At 56.4% G+C, this 14,013-nt stretch carries 14 protein-coding genes; 11 read left to right on the top strand and 3 right to left on the bottom strand.

Annotated features, from left to right (window positions below):
- The first annotated feature begins 85 nt into the window (after positions 1-85).
- The 11 genes from pilW to E0E17_RS20175 all read left to right on the top strand — a co-directional run bounded on the left by pilW (position 86) and on the right by E0E17_RS20175 (position 10,986).
- The gene (pilW, locus tag E0E17_RS01850) at positions 86-820 is read left to right on the top strand and encodes a type IV pilus biogenesis/stability protein PilW (RefSeq protein ID WP_130831029.1); all 735 of its coding nucleotides are present in this window, start codon (positions 86-88) and stop codon (positions 818-820) included.
- The gene (rodZ, locus tag E0E17_RS01845) at positions 810-1,862 is read left to right on the top strand and encodes a cytoskeleton protein RodZ (protein WP_130831028.1); all 1,053 of its coding nucleotides are present in this window, start codon (positions 810-812) and stop codon (positions 1,860-1,862) included. The genes pilW and rodZ overlap by 11 nt, the downstream gene beginning before the upstream one ends.
- A gap of 38 nt (positions 1,863-1,900) precedes the next feature.
- A complete protein-coding gene (gene ispG, locus E0E17_RS01840; RefSeq protein ID WP_130831027.1) occupies positions 1,901-3,022 on the top strand; it encodes a flavodoxin-dependent (E)-4-hydroxy-3-methylbut-2-enyl-diphosphate synthase in 1,122 nt (373 codons plus the stop codon).
- Positions 3,023-3,129: 107 nt separating this feature from the next.
- Positions 3,130-4,404 carry a histidine--tRNA ligase gene (hisS, locus tag E0E17_RS01835; protein WP_130831026.1) on the top strand — a complete coding sequence of 425 codons (1,275 nt, stop codon included), beginning with the start codon at positions 3,130-3,132 and terminating at the stop codon, positions 4,402-4,404.
- Between the two features lie 39 nt (positions 4,405-4,443).
- Complete coding sequence (locus E0E17_RS01830) at positions 4,444-5,061, top strand: YfgM family protein (protein ID WP_130831025.1); 618 nt, start codon at positions 4,444-4,446, stop codon at positions 5,059-5,061.
- 19 nt (positions 5,062-5,080) lie between these two features.
- Complete coding sequence (gene bamB / locus E0E17_RS01825; RefSeq protein WP_130831024.1) at positions 5,081-6,262, top strand: outer membrane protein assembly factor BamB; 1,182 nt, start codon at positions 5,081-5,083, stop codon at positions 6,260-6,262.
- 175 nt (positions 6,263-6,437) lie between these two features.
- Positions 6,438-7,925, top strand: coding sequence for a ribosome biogenesis GTPase Der (gene der, locus E0E17_RS01820; protein ID WP_130831023.1), 1,488 nt, complete (start codon positions 6,438-6,440; stop codon positions 7,923-7,925).
- A 165-nt stretch (positions 7,926-8,090) separates the two neighbouring features.
- On the top strand, positions 8,091-8,996 hold the full coding sequence (gene gcvA, locus E0E17_RS01815; protein ID WP_130831022.1) for a transcriptional regulator GcvA: 906 nt from the start codon (positions 8,091-8,093) through the stop codon (positions 8,994-8,996).
- Positions 8,997-9,070: 74 nt separating this feature from the next.
- Positions 9,071-9,898, top strand: a complete 828-nt coding sequence (locus E0E17_RS01810; RefSeq protein ID WP_130831021.1) for an EamA family transporter — start codon at positions 9,071-9,073, stop codon at positions 9,896-9,898.
- Positions 9,899-9,966: 68 nt separating this feature from the next.
- On the top strand, positions 9,967-10,383 hold the full coding sequence (locus E0E17_RS01805) for a GFA family protein (protein WP_130831020.1): 417 nt from the start codon (positions 9,967-9,969) through the stop codon (positions 10,381-10,383).
- A 75-nt stretch (positions 10,384-10,458) separates the two neighbouring features.
- Entirely contained in the window at positions 10,459-10,986 is a 528-nt protein-coding gene (locus tag E0E17_RS20175; protein ID WP_237680750.1) for a PBECR2 nuclease fold domain-containing protein, read from the top strand.
- A gap of 226 nt (positions 10,987-11,212) precedes the next feature.
- Here E0E17_RS20175 and E0E17_RS01795 read toward each other — a convergent pair whose 3' ends face one another.
- Genes E0E17_RS01795 through xseA form a run of 3 tightly spaced genes read right to left on the bottom strand, consistent with a single transcriptional unit; the run spans position 11,213 to position 13,976 of the window.
- Positions 11,213-11,545: a protealysin inhibitor emfourin gene (locus tag E0E17_RS01795; RefSeq protein ID WP_130831019.1), complete on the bottom strand. Its 333-nt coding sequence runs from the start codon at positions 11,543-11,545 to the stop codon at positions 11,213-11,215.
- A complete protein-coding gene (locus tag E0E17_RS01790) occupies positions 11,542-12,555 on the bottom strand; it encodes a M4 family metallopeptidase (protein WP_130831018.1) in 1,014 nt (337 codons plus the stop codon). The genes E0E17_RS01795 and E0E17_RS01790 overlap by 4 nt, the downstream gene beginning before the upstream one ends.
- A gap of 59 nt (positions 12,556-12,614) precedes the next feature.
- The gene (gene xseA, locus E0E17_RS01785) at positions 12,615-13,976 is read right to left on the bottom strand and encodes an exodeoxyribonuclease VII large subunit (RefSeq protein WP_130831017.1); all 1,362 of its coding nucleotides are present in this window, start codon (positions 13,974-13,976) and stop codon (positions 12,615-12,617) included.
- Between the last annotated feature and the right edge of the window lie 37 nt (positions 13,977-14,013).

Below are 14,013 nucleotides of genomic sequence, written 5' to 3'. Positions count from 1 at the left end.
CTGCGGGTTTTCCGTGGACCTGTCCCGTGCCAGTCTTGCAGGAGAGCAAGTTAAGGAGAAGGCTTCTGAGGGAACAGGAGGCAACATGGCCAGGGGATTACCGGGCGTTATACTGAGTCTGTTTGTTGTAACCGGGTGTGTCAGCCAGCCCGCGTCGCGCGGTACGGCGGAAGTGCGTTTACAGCTGGGCCTGCACTATCTGGCCCGCCACCATTATCAGGCCGCGCAACGTAATCTGTTGCGCGCTGAACAGGCCGCACCGCGCGATTATCGCGTGCCGCTGGCGCTGGCGCGTCTCTGGCAGATGCAGGGGAACCACGCTGAAACGCGCCGTTATTATCAGCGTGCTCTGGCACTGGCGCCGTCAAATGGCTATGTGGCTAACAATTACGGTGCGTTTCTCTGTGCTTTAGGGCAGTATGATGAAGCGCATCAACAGTTTAACCGGGCAATATCTGCGCAGGAAGCCGGTGCGCGCAGTGATGGGCTTGAACTCTCCGGCTATTGTTATTTAAAGTCGGGCAGGTTTTCCGCCGCACGGCAAAGATTGCTCGCCGCGCTGCAGGCCGATCGGGATAAAGGAACATCTCTGCTGAAAGAGGCTGAAAGGCATTATGAAAAGCGAGAGCTGGCAGCAACGCAGCTTTTGTTACAGGTATTTGATCACGCTCTTCCTGCAACGGCAGAAAGTCTGTGGTTAAAGATTCGTTTCGCCGCACAACAGAGTCACGCTGCTGACGTAACACGTTACGGTGACCAGTTGGCGCGAAGTTTTCCACAATCGATACAGTACCAGCGTTATTTAGCTAATGAATACTGAAGCCACTGAAGATAAAACTGCAGTACATTCCACAGGTGAACGCCTGCGTCTGGCCCGTGAGCAGATGGGGTTGACGCAGCAAAACGTTGCTGAACGTCTGTGCCTGAAACTCTCTACCGTGCGGGATATTGAGGAAGACAGATCGCCCGCGGATTTAGCATCCACCTTCCTGCGGGGTTACATCCGCTCTTACGCTCGCCTGGTGCATGTTCCTGAAGATGAACTGCTGCCGATGATGGCCAAACAGGCACCGGTGCGGGCGGCCAAAATTGAGCCCATGCAGAGCTTCTCGCTGGGCAAGCGTCGCAAGAAACGTGATGGCTGGTTAATGATTTTTACCTGGCTGGTGATCTTCGTGGTTATCGGCCTGACCGGTGCCTGGTGGTGGCAGAACCATAAAGCCTCACAGGATGATCTGGTGTCGCTGGCCGATCAAAACGTCAGCAGTGAAGACGCAGGTCAGTCGATTCCGCTGACCGACAGCGGTAGCAGCGATCCGAGCACAGATAATGCAGCGCCCTCTGCGCCGGACGATAACAGCGCGTTAGCCCCGACGGATAACGCCGCCGCCACTGCCGCACCGACCACGCCGGCCCCGACAGCGCCGACCGGCAACGGCACCCCTAATCCCGCTCCGGCCAACACTGCTGCTGCGCCTTCTGCGGCGAACAGTGCAGTGGTGTCTCCGAGTCAGGCCCCGGTGGATAGTGGGGCGAACCTGACCCCGGCACCGGCGGAGAGCAGCAACGGTCAGCTGCCGGTGGGCAATGCTGAACTTAATCAGCCTGCTGGCGATCCTAACGCCGTGGTAATGAACTTTAACGCCGACTGCTGGCTGGAAGTGACCGATGCGACCGGTAAAAAACTCTTCAGCGGACTGCAACGTAGCGGTGGTAAACTAAGCCTCGCCGGTACCGCACCCTATCGTCTGAAAATCGGTGCGCCTGCTGCGGTTCAGATTCAGTATCAGAACCAGCCGGTTGATTTAAGTCGTTTTATCCGTAATAACCAGGTTGCTCGCCTGACATTGGGTGCGCAATAACGCTGTATCGCGTCCCGGGGCAATTGTGGAGAGAAAATATGCATAACCAAGCACCCATTATCCGTCGCAAATCAACGAGGATTTACGTCGGCAAGGTGCCAATCGGCGACGGCGCGCCTGTTGCCGTCCAGTCGATGACGAATACCCGCACGACAGACGTCGAAGCCACGGTTAATCAAATTAAAGCGCTTGAGCGCGTTGGGGCAGATATTGTCCGCGTTTCGGTGCCCACTATGGATGCCGCAGAGGCGTTTAAGCTGATCAAACAGCAGGTGAACGTCCCGCTGGTGGCTGATATCCATTTTGACTACCGCATCGCCCTGAAAGTCGCCGAATATGGCGTGGACTGCCTGCGTATCAACCCGGGCAATATCGGCAATAACGAGCGCATCCGCCAGGTGGTGGACTGTGCACGGGATAAAAATATCCCGATTCGTATTGGCGTGAATGCTGGATCGCTGGAAAAAGATCTGCAGGAAAAATATGGCGAGCCGACGCCACAGGCGTTGCTGGAATCCGCCATGCGTCATGTGGATCATCTGGATCGTCTGAACTTCGATCAGTTTAAAGTCAGCGTGAAGGCGTCGGATGTGTTCCTCGCCGTCGAGTCCTATCGTCTGCTGGCGAAGCAAATCGACCAGCCGCTGCATCTCGGTATCACCGAAGCGGGCGGCGCGCGCGCTGGCGCGGTCAAATCGGCCATCGGCCTTGGTCTGCTGCTCTCGGAAGGTATCGGCGACACGCTGCGTATTTCGCTGGCGGCGGATCCGGTGGAAGAGGTGAAAGTCGGCTTTGATATTCTGAAATCACTGCGTATCCGTTCGCGTGGGATCAACTTTATCGCCTGTCCTACCTGTTCCCGTCAGGAGTTCGACGTTATCGGCACCGTGAACGCGCTGGAACAGCGTCTGGAAGATATCATCACGCCGATGGATGTCTCTATTATTGGCTGCGTCGTCAACGGGCCGGGAGAAGCGACCATTTCTACTCTCGGCGTGACCGGCGGTCATAAAAAGAGCGGTTTCTATGAAGATGGCGTACGCCAGCGTGACCGTCTCGACAATGAAGAGATGATCAACCAGCTGGAAACCCGTATTCGCGCCAAAGCGCTGATGATGGATGAAAGTCGCCGCATTAACGTGCAGCAGCTGGAAAAATAGTGAACGACGCGTGCCCGGCACGCGTTCCTTTTGTGCCAGAACCTGTGCGGTTTCATCCTCATAAGGTATGATGCCCAACAGGTTTTTTTGTATTAAGAGATTTTAACGTGGCGAAGAACATTCAAGCTATTCGCGGGATGAATGATTACCTGCCTGCGGATACGGCCATCTGGCAACGGATTGAAGGCATTCTCAAACAGGTTCTGGCCAGTTACGGCTACAGTGAAATTCGTTTACCTGTGGTTGAGCACACACCGCTGTTTAAACGTGCTATCGGTGAAGTCACCGACGTGGTTGAAAAGGAGATGTACACCTTTGATGACCGCAACGGTGAAAGCCTGACCTTGCGTCCGGAAGGCACCGCAGGCTGCGTGCGCGCCGGTATTGAGCATGGTCTGCTTTACAACCAGGAGCAACGACTCTGGTACATGGGGCCAATGTTCCGTTACGAGCGTCCGCAAAAGGGCCGCTACCGTCAGTTCCATCAGATTGGCGCTGAGGTATTTGGTCTGCAGGGGCCGGATATTGATGCCGAACTGATTATGATGACCGCGCGCTGGTGGAAAGCGCTGGGCATCGCCAGCCATGTACGTCTTGAACTCAACTCTATCGGCTCGCTGGAAGCGCGTGCGAACTACCGTGATGCGCTGGTGGCCTTCCTGGAACAGCACAAAGAAAAGCTGGATGAAGACTGTAAGCGCCGCATGTACAGCAATCCGTTGCGCGTGCTTGACAGCAAGAATCCCGAAGTGCAGCAACTGCTGAATGATGCGCCGACGCTGAGTGATTATCTGGATGAGGCGTCACGCGAGCATTTCGCCGGACTGTGCGGCCTGCTGGACGATGCCGGTATCGCCTACAGCGTGAACCCGCGTCTGGTGCGCGGCCTCGATTACTACAACCGTACCGTATTTGAGTGGGTCACCAACAGCCTGGGGGCGCAGGGCACCGTGTGTGCCGGTGGCCGTTACGATGGCCTGGTGGAGCAACTGGGCGGGCGTGCCACGCCGGGTGTCGGCTTTGCCATGGGCATGGAGCGTCTGGTGCTGCTGGTTCAGGCGGTGAATCCGGAATTTGAACCGACACGTATTGTTGATGTCTATGTTATCGCTTCCGGCCAGGGCGTACAGTCCGCCGCGATGCAACTTGCGGAAAAACTGCGTGATTCTCTGCCGGAACTGAAGTTAATGACGAACTTTGGCGGCGGAAACTTCAAGAAGCAGTTTGCCCGCGCGGACAAGTGGGGCGCGCGCATTGCGCTGGTGCTGGGCGAAGATGAAGTCAACGCCGGACAGGTCGTGGTAAAAGATCTGCGCACCGGCGAGCAGCAAACGCTGGCGCAGTCGGAAGCTGCGGCTACGTTACGCACGCTTCTGTACTGAGCGTCGTGCAGCTACGACCATTGAAAGGAGAAGGATTGCGTGGAAGTTTACAGCAACGAAAACGAACAGGTTGATGTGCTGCGTCGCTTTTTTGCCAACAATGGCAAAGCGCTGGCGGCAGGTCTGGTTATCGGCCTCGTCGCCCTGGGCGGCTGGCGCTACTGGGCCAGTCATCAGGAAAGTTCATCACAACAGGTCTCAGCGCGTTACCAGCAGCTGACCAGCGCGATGCAGGCAGACAAGCCGCAGACACTGGAAGCGGTGGAAAAATTCGCCAGTGAAAATAACAACACCTACGGTGCACTGGCCGCGCTTGATTTAGCCAAACAGTATGTTGACGGTAATCAGCTGGATAAAGCGGCTGCGCAACTGCAAAGCGGCCTGAACGATACCAAAGATGCCAATCTGCAGGCCGTTCTCAACCTGCGTCTGGCGCGCATTCAACTGCAACAAAATCAGGCAGACGCCGCATTGAAAACCCTGGAGAGCGTCAAGGGCGAAGGCTGGACGGCCATCGTAGCGGACATCCGGGGTGAAGCGCTGTTAAGCAAAGGCGACAAGCAAGGCGCACGCGATGCGTGGAGCAAAGGTGTTGCCTCAGATGCCTCTCCGGCGCTGAAACAGATGATGCAGATGAAGATGAATAACTTAAGCTAAGCCAGTCAAGAGAGAGCGCATGGAATTACGTAAATACCTGCTGCCGGGACTGATTTCAGTCACTTTGCTCAGTGGTTGTTCGCTGTTCAGCGGCGAAGAAGATGTGGTAAAAATGGCCCCGTTGCCGAAGGTGGAAAACCAGTTCGACCCGCAGAAAGTGTGGAGCGCGTCGGTAGGTGACGGCGTCGGCGACTTCTATTCGAATCTGCATCCCGCCTGGCAGGAAGACACGGTGTTTGCCGCAGATCGTTTTGGCGTTGTGAAGGCGCTTGATGCGGCGGACGGGGAAGAAAAATGGCAGGTTGATCTCTCTGAAAAAACCGGTTTCTTCTCGAAAAATCGCTCCGCGCTGCTCTCGGGCGGCGTGACCGCGGCGGGTGAGCATATCTTTATCGGTAGTGAACGCGGCCAGCTCTACGCCCTGAACAGCAGCGATGGCAGCATCGCCTGGCAGACAAAAGTCGCCGGTGAAGTGCTGTCGCGCCCGGTTGTCAGCGATGGCCTGGTGCTGGTCCATACCAGCAACGGCATGTTGCAGGGGCTGGATCAGAACAGCGGCACGCTGAAGTGGAGCGTCAACCTCGATATGCCTGCGCTCTCGCTGCGTGGTGAATCCGCTCCGGCTACCGCCTTTGGTGGCGCGATCGTCGGCGGCGACAATGGTCGCGTGAGCGCGGTGATCATCAATCAGGGACAGCTGATCTGGCAGCAGCGTATTTCGCAGCCAAGCGGCGCTACCGAGATCGATCGGCTGAGCGATGTAGATACCACCCCAGTGATCGTAAACGGCGTGGTTTATGCGCTGGCCTATAATGGCAACCTGACGGCGCTGGATCTGCGTTCTGGCCAGATTTTGTGGAAACGCGAAATTGGCGGCGTGAAAGATCTGATCGTCGATGCTGGCCGTATCTACCTTGTCGACCAGGATGACCGCGTAATTGCGCTGAATGCCGATGGCGGCGTGGCAATCTGGCGCCAGAGCGATCTGCTGCACCGCAACCTGACCTCGCCGGTGCTCTATAACGGCTATCTGGTGGTCGGGGACAGTGAGGGTTATCTGCACTGGCTCAATACCGATGATGGTCGTTTTGTTGCCCAGCAGGAGCTGGACAGCGCTGGCTTCCAGACCGAACCGGTGGTCGCCAGTGACAAGCTGCTTATCCAGTCTAAAGACGGTAAGGTCTACGCCATTACCCGTTAACGGATAACGCTTTTTGCCTGGACCTTCCTGGCGTTTCAACGGCTCCTGACGTTCAGGGGCCGTTTCGTTTTTAGTCAGGCATGATATTCTGTGCGCCTTAAGCCTGAACTCTGCGGCCTGAGCCGTTATAATCACGCCATTCGGGCGATTAATTTTTTAATTTGAGGCAAGTGTTATGATACCTGTGGTCGCGCTGGTTGGGCGTCCCAACGTGGGGAAATCCACGCTGTTTAACCGCTTAACGCGCACACGTGATGCGCTGGTGGCGGATTTTCCCGGACTGACTCGCGATCGCAAATATGGTCGCGCCGAAGTAGAAGGGCGCGAGTTTATTGTTATCGATACCGGTGGTATTGACGGCGGCGAAGAGGGCGTGGAAACACGCATGGCAGCGCAGTCGCTGCTGGCGATTGAAGAAGCGGATGTGGTGCTGTTTATGGTGGATGCGCGCGCTGGCCTGATGCCGGCGGATCAGCAGATCGCCAATCATCTGCGTTCGCGCCAGAAACCCACCTTCCTGGTCGCCAACAAAACCGACGGTCTCGATCCGGACTCCGCCGTGGTTGAGTTTTATGCGCTGGGTCTGGGCGACATCTACTCTATCGCCGCTTCCCATGGTCGTGGTGTCACCAGCCTGCTGGAAACCGTGCTGCTGCCGTGGATGGACGAACGCGATCCGCAGCCGCTCAGCGAAGAAGATGAAAACGAAGCCTACTGGGCTGCGCTGGCCGCCGAAGAGAACGGTGAGGAGCCGGAAGAAGAGGAGGAAGCCTTCGATCCTACCGGCCTGCCTATCAAGCTGGCGATTGTTGGCCGTCCCAACGTCGGTAAGTCAACGCTCACTAACCGTATCCTGGGCGAAGATCGCGTTGTCGTTTATGACATGCCGGGTACAACCCGTGACAGCATCTACATCCCGATGGAGCGTGATGGCCGTGAGTATATCCTGATTGATACCGCAGGCGTGCGTAAGCGCGGCAAAATCACCGATACGGTAGAAAAGTTCTCGGTGATTAAAACCCTGCAGGCGATTGAAGATGCTAATGTGGTGATGCTGGTCATCGATGCGCGTGAAGGTATCTCCGATCAGGATCTCTCCCTGCTCGGCTTCATCCTTAACAGCGGACGCTCGCTGGTGATTGTGGTCAACAAATGGGATGGCCTGTCGCAGGAAATCAAAGAGCAGGTCAAAGAGACGCTCGATTTCCGTCTCGGCTTTATCGATTTTGCCCGTGTACACTTTATTTCCGCCCTGCACGGCAGCGGCGTCGGTAACCTGTTTGAGTCAGTCACAGAAGCGTACGACTGCTCGACAAAGCGGGTAAACACCTCAATGCTTACCCGCATTATGCATATGGCGGAAGAGGATCATCAGCCGCCGCTGGTGCGTGGACGTCGTGTGAAGCTGAAATATGCGCATGCCGGTGGTTATAACCCACCGATTGTGGTGATTCACGGCAATCAGGTAAAAGACCTGCCCGATTCCTACAAGCGCTACCTGATGAACTATTTCCGCCGTTCACTGAATGTAATGGGTACCCCGATTCGCATTCAGTTCAAAGAGGGCGATAACCCGTTCGCCGGCAAGCGTAATACCCTGACGCCAACGCAGCAGCGTAAGCGTAAACGACTGATTTCGCACCTGAAGAAGAACAAGCGTTAAGACAACAGAGAGGGCCATGCGGCCCTCTTTTTTTATGGGCGGAACACAGAAGCGGCAGGTCCCTGTATTGCTCTCTTACGCAACCTGCTACGCGCTTCCACTAACGCTTGTACATGCCCTATGATGAACGTCTGCTCATCCATTACCGCTACCGGAAACTTTGCTATGAAAGATCTGCCGCCAGGCGCGACTTTGCGCGCTTTTGAAGTCGCTACCCGCCATGCCACCTTTACTTCTGCGGCAGAAGAGCTGCATATCACTCAAAGCGCCGTCAGCCATCAGCTGAAAAACCTCGAAGAGATGTGGGGACTGAAACTGTTTCAGCGCGGCAAGACTTTGAGCCTGACGCCAGCGGGCGCTGCACTCGCGCCCATTGTGCGCGAGTTTTTTACGCATCTGGAGATGACGCTTGCCGATCTGCGTGAGCAGAAGGGCAGGATCCGTCTGAAGGTCAGCACCACTTACTCCTTTGCGCTGAAATGGCTGCTGCCGAGATTGCCAGATCTGGCGCGCCAGCATCCGGAAATCATGGTGGCGCTGGAAACCACGGATCATGCGATTAATTTCGCCAGCGACGAAGCTGATGTGGCGATCCGTTTTGGGCACGATAGCTCTCCCGGTCTCTGGTCAGAGTTTATGTTCCGGGAGCAGGTGTTTCCGGTTGCCAGTCCCGAACTGCTGAGCCGCTTTGGCATGCCGCACGAACCCGCTGAATTATTGCGTTACCCGCTGTTGACCCGTAATGGTGCCGATCGGGTACCCAAATGGGAGCACTGGTTCCAGCAGGCCGGGGTTACTCTCTCCGCGCTTAAAGAGAGCGTCAGATTTGCTGATACCAATATGACTATTGAGGCGGCGCTGCTGGGGCAGGGGATTGCCTTAGCCCGTAGCGGGCATGTGGAAAGTGAAATCAGCGCGGGCACGTTAATCAGGCTCTTTGATCTGCCATATCCTTCGCCAGTCGCTTACGCTTTTGTCTGTCCCAAAGGCCGGGAGTCACAGCCCCACATCATCGATTTTCGCCACTGGTTGATGACGCAGTCGGCGCAGGCGCAGCAACGCTACGCCTGAAGTATGAGTGTTTATTCATAACGAAATGAGCAGACTTCGCTTTAATCATTTCAACAGCTTGCTTAGTATGCGTTATGCCTTATGACATTATTTTACTCGTCCTTCTTGCCGCACTCCTGCATGCCAGCTGGAATGCGCTGTTACGCAGCGGAGCAGACAAACTCTGGTCGATGACCATTATGTGTCTGGCGGTCGCGCTCGCCAGCGTTGCGCTGATCGGGTTTCTGCCGCTGCCGGATAAAGCCAGCTGGTTTTATGCGGGGCTGTCGGCACTGCTGCATGTCGGTTATAACCTGTTTCTGGTGAAGAGCTATCAGGCGGGCGATCTCGGCCAGACCTATCCGGTAGCGCGCGGCTCTTCACCGCTGTTGATTACGCTCGCGGCGGCGCTGTTCGCCGGGGAAACGCCTGGCATCGGCGCACTGGTCGGCATTCTGCTGGTTTCGGGCGGCATTATTTCACTTGCCTTCCGCGGACGACGCATTGCGGTACCCAGCCTGCCATATGCGCTGGGCACCGGCTGTTTTATTGCCGCTTACAGCGTAACGGATGGCATCGGCGTGCGCCTCTCCGGCGCGCCGCTGGCCTACACGCTATGGATGTCCGCGCTCTGGGGCATTCTGATGCCAACGGTTTATATCGCGCTGCGGGGCGCAAAGAGTCTGTTTACCTTGCGGCCTGGATTTACCGCCGCCTTTATGGGAGGACTGGTCTCGCTGCTGGCCTATGGCATTGTGATCTATGCGATGACCGGCGCGCCCATGGGGGCGGTCTCGGCATTACGTGAAACCAGCGTGTTATTTGCCGCTCTGATTGGTTACTTTTTTCTGGGAGAGGGTCTGACTCTGCGCAAGATGCTGGCGTGCACGGTCATCGCTCTCGGGACTTTTATCATTCGCTGACGCCGGCCGAAAGGGATGCAAACTGCCATCCGGCGATAGCACAGAACGAACAGCGACGGGAGATTGCCATGACCAGTAAAGTGTCTGCTCAGTGCCATTGTGGCGCAGTGGTGTTTAACGCTGAACTTCCTGACGGGCTGAACACGGCCCAGCGCTGCAACTGCTCCTTTTGCCGCATGCGCGGCGCAGTAGTGGTTACGGCGGCGAAAATCGAAGTAACTCAGGGAGAAGACAAGCTTACCGAGTACCGTTTTAATACTGGTGTAGCCGCGCACTACTTCTGTTCAGTGTGTGGCATCTATACCTTCCACCAGCGTCGCTCTGACCCGCAAAAATATGGCGTCAATGTCGCCTGTATTGCCGGGGTTTCCCCTTTCGATTTCCCATCTGTTAAGGTGGTTGATGGTATTAACCATCCCAAAGATGGCGGCAAAGGCGGGATCGCGGGCGTACTGACCTGGACGCCACAGCAGGACCCTGCGTAGCCAGAGGGGGGTTATCTCTGAACCTTGAGAATTTATATAGACCAGACGGTACAGGATCGGCGTAAAAAAGCCCGTATGCTGACAAGCCAGCGCACAGAGATGAGATGGCACGGGCTAATAAAAGGTTTGACCGGGTTCAGGGAATCAGGGCTTCCTGTTTTAAGAGAACCTGACAGTAAATACAGGAGAGACCCTGCGCCTGAAATCGTGGCAGCCAGGAGCGTTGAAGATGCTGTCGCTCTTCTTGAGTTGCATATGGGCTTTGTTTCTCCTGATATGCTTTATGTTTCCAAAAGAACCTTTATCGGCACCCTCTCTATTCTGCGAAAGAATCTGATCCATATCGTGGAAAAGCGTCTCGATGCACGTGAACGCTATGTACTTCTGGCGCTTGATACCCCTGAATATCCTTATGAAATATGGGAAACGCCCTGTGATGATCTAATGGTTCGTTATCTGTTTATTGGTACCTACAAGCAGAAACAGCAAATGCTCGTTGTGGCCGCGCCATGGGAAGGGAAAGTTCTCTGGAACTGTATGCATACTGAGGCAAAGAGCCTGAACAAACATCAGCAGGGTAATTTGCTGTATCGCAGGCATTAAAAAGCCGCCAGAGAGTGGCGGCCCGAAAAGCTGTGGCCTGTTTGTTTTACACTTTCAGGCGGGAGGTGTGTGGTTTCACCTGACACAGAATTTAGGGCTTCTGTGGCGTTCTTCCACCAACTCTTGCCCCTTAAAGCAGTTGGCTTCTCGCTCACTTTCAGATTGCTCAAATTTGATTCACCCGTCAATCAGGCCGCTCACCCGGTTTCAGGCATTAACCGCGCGGTTATTCTCCATCACGCCAGAGCGCCTCCAGCTCCGGCGGCGCAACCTGTTCCGGTATCAGAATCACCAGTGACCCCGATTCATTATGGGTGGCGTAGGTAATCTGGATACGAAAATAGCGTTGATCGCCGCGTCCAACCTTGCCGCTCTCCTCCTGGGGCTCACCGTACGGCAGCGCCTGCCGCAGGATATGGCAGACGCGCTCTTTTTGCGGTTGCGGCAGCTGACCCAGCATAAAGCGGCGCTCAGGGTTGAGTTTGGGAATCCAGGCAAACCCTCCTTCACGCGCCAGCTGCACAATGGCATCGTCGGTCAGTTCAGGCAGTGATTTCATAACACGCCAACCTCTTTCCACGCCTGCTCAATCGCCTGACCAACGGACTGATTGAAGCGCTGCTGGCCGTGGCGGATGGTGAAGCGGGCAAAAGTAGCAAAATCGGCATCCTGCGGCAGTTCCTTATCGCACAGGGTGTCGTACCAGGCGCGACCAGCCAGTTCCCAGGCGTAGCCGCCCAGCGCTTTTGCTGCCAGACAGAAGGCGCGATTAGGGATACCGGAGTTAAGGTGCACGCCGCCATTATCATCACGAGTTTCGATATAATCGTTCATATGGCCAGGCTGCGGATCTTTGCCCAGCATCGGATCGTCATAGGCGCTGCCCGGATCGGACATAGAGCGCAGCCCGCGCCCGTTGATCCCGGCGGCCAGCAGGCCCTCACCAATAATCCAGTCTGCCCGATCGGCGCTCTGCTTCAGATGATACTGTTTCACCAGCGAGCCAAACACATCTGACAGCGACTCATTGAGCGCACCCGCCTGAGAAAAATAGATCAGACCCGCTTCGCTTTCCGTAACACCGTGAGCCAGCTCATGGGCGACTACATCGATGGCGATGGTAAAGCGATTGAAGATCTCGCCGTCACCGTCACCGAACACCATCTGCTGGCCGTTCCAGAACGCGTTCTGGTACTCCTTGCCATAATGCACGGTTCCGCGCAGCGCGAGTCCCTGATTATCCAGTGAGTTGCGCTGATAGTTGCGCCAGAAGAAATCGTACGTCACGCCAAGGTAGTTCCAGGCTTCCTCCGCCGCCACGTCATTATTGCCGGGCTGGCCTTCCTGGCGAATCAGGGTGCCCGGCAGATTTTGCGTGTTCTGGGCATCGTAAATTTCCCGCTCAACACGACCGGCGCTGGCGGCAGGCGGGGCAGCAGGCTTCTGCCAGTGAGTGGCCATCAGATGCTGAACATGCATCAGGGTGCGACGCGCATAATCCTGCTGATGGGCAGAGCCATTATTGATGATTTTGCGCAAAATGTAGGGTGGGATAACGCAGTAAGACATACCAGGCTCCCGGCACGGTAAAGGTGCCAGAAAGTATAGTTGTCCCGTATGGGTTGTGCTTAGCGGCGGCGCGCTTTTTCCGGCTGGATACGTGTTACCTGACTCTCCACCCAGCCATCATCGAGCCGCGTACGCAGCAGATCGCCGTCATGCAGCTGAGCGGTCTTCTTCACCACCTGGCCATCAGCGGCGGTGGTGACGCTAAAACCTCGCGCCAGCGTGGCTAAAGGACTGACGCCTTCCAGCTGCGCCGCCAGCGTGGCGAAACGTTGTTTGCTCTGACTGAGCTGCGTACCCATCGCCTGCTGTAAACGGTAGTGCCACTGCTGCAGCTGCTGCTGCGCCTGCCAGAGGCGGGCCTGCGGCTGTTGCGTGCTGAGACGCTGCGTCAGACGCTCCTGCTGTCGCATGGCGAGACGCAGGCGGCTCTCCACAGCCTCATCCAGCCGCCGCTGCAGACGAAACAGGCTGGTCTGCTGGCGCGCCAGGCGCAGCTGCGGATGCTGCTGCTGCAGACGATGATGAATACGGGTAAATTGACGCTGCTGGCGGGCCAGATAGTAATCCATCGCCATTTCCAGCCGCTGCTGCTGTGACTGCAGCTGGCGCAGCAGCTCAATCTGATTACGGCTGACCAGTTCAGCCGCGGCAGAAGGGGTAGGGGCGCGTAAATCCGCGACGAAATCGGCGATGGTGACATCGGTTTCGTGACCCACGGCGCTGACAACGGGAATGCGGCTGGCGAAGATGGCGCGCGCGACGCGTTCATCGTTAAAGCTCCAGAGATCCTCCAGCGAACCGCCGCCACGCCCGACAATCAGCACATCACACTCCTGGCGCAGGTTAGCCAGCTCAATCGCGCGCACGATAGCGTCAGGCGCATCCACGCCCTGGACAGCGGTAGGGTAAATCACCACCGGCAGCGAGGGATCGCGGCGATGCAGCACGCGCAGCACATCATGCAGCGCCGCGCCGGTGGCGGAAGTGATAACCCCCACCTGATGCGCCGGATCGGGCAGCGGCTGTTTATGCTGCTGCTCAAACAACCCTTCCGCAGCCAGCCGCGCTTTCAGTCGTTCAAACTGCTGCTGCAGCAGACCTTCACCGGCGGGATGCATGCTCTCAACAATCAGCTGATAGTCGCCACGCGGCTCATACAGGGTGATGGTAGCGCGCACCAGAACCTGCTGCCCGTGTAGCGGGCGAAAGCTGACGCGTCGGTTGCTGTTGCGGAACATCGCGCAACGCACCTGGGCGCCATCATCTTTCAGCGTAAAGTACCAGTGACCGGAGGCGGGTTGCGTAAAGTTAGAGATCTCGGCGCTCAGCCATACCATCCCCATCTCTTTTTCCAGCAGCTGGCGCACCGTGGTGTTAAGGCGACTGACGGTAAAAATATTGGCGGTTGGCGGTAGCGACATGTGATGAGGATCAAATAATAAATCAGCGGGTTAATTA

Source organism: [Erwinia] mediterraneensis, from assembly GCF_900604315.1.
In the GTDB taxonomy this organism is placed as follows: domain Bacteria; phylum Pseudomonadota; class Gammaproteobacteria; order Enterobacterales; family Enterobacteriaceae; genus Pantoea; species Pantoea mediterraneensis_A.
This window is presented reverse-complemented; position numbering and strand designations above follow the sequence as displayed.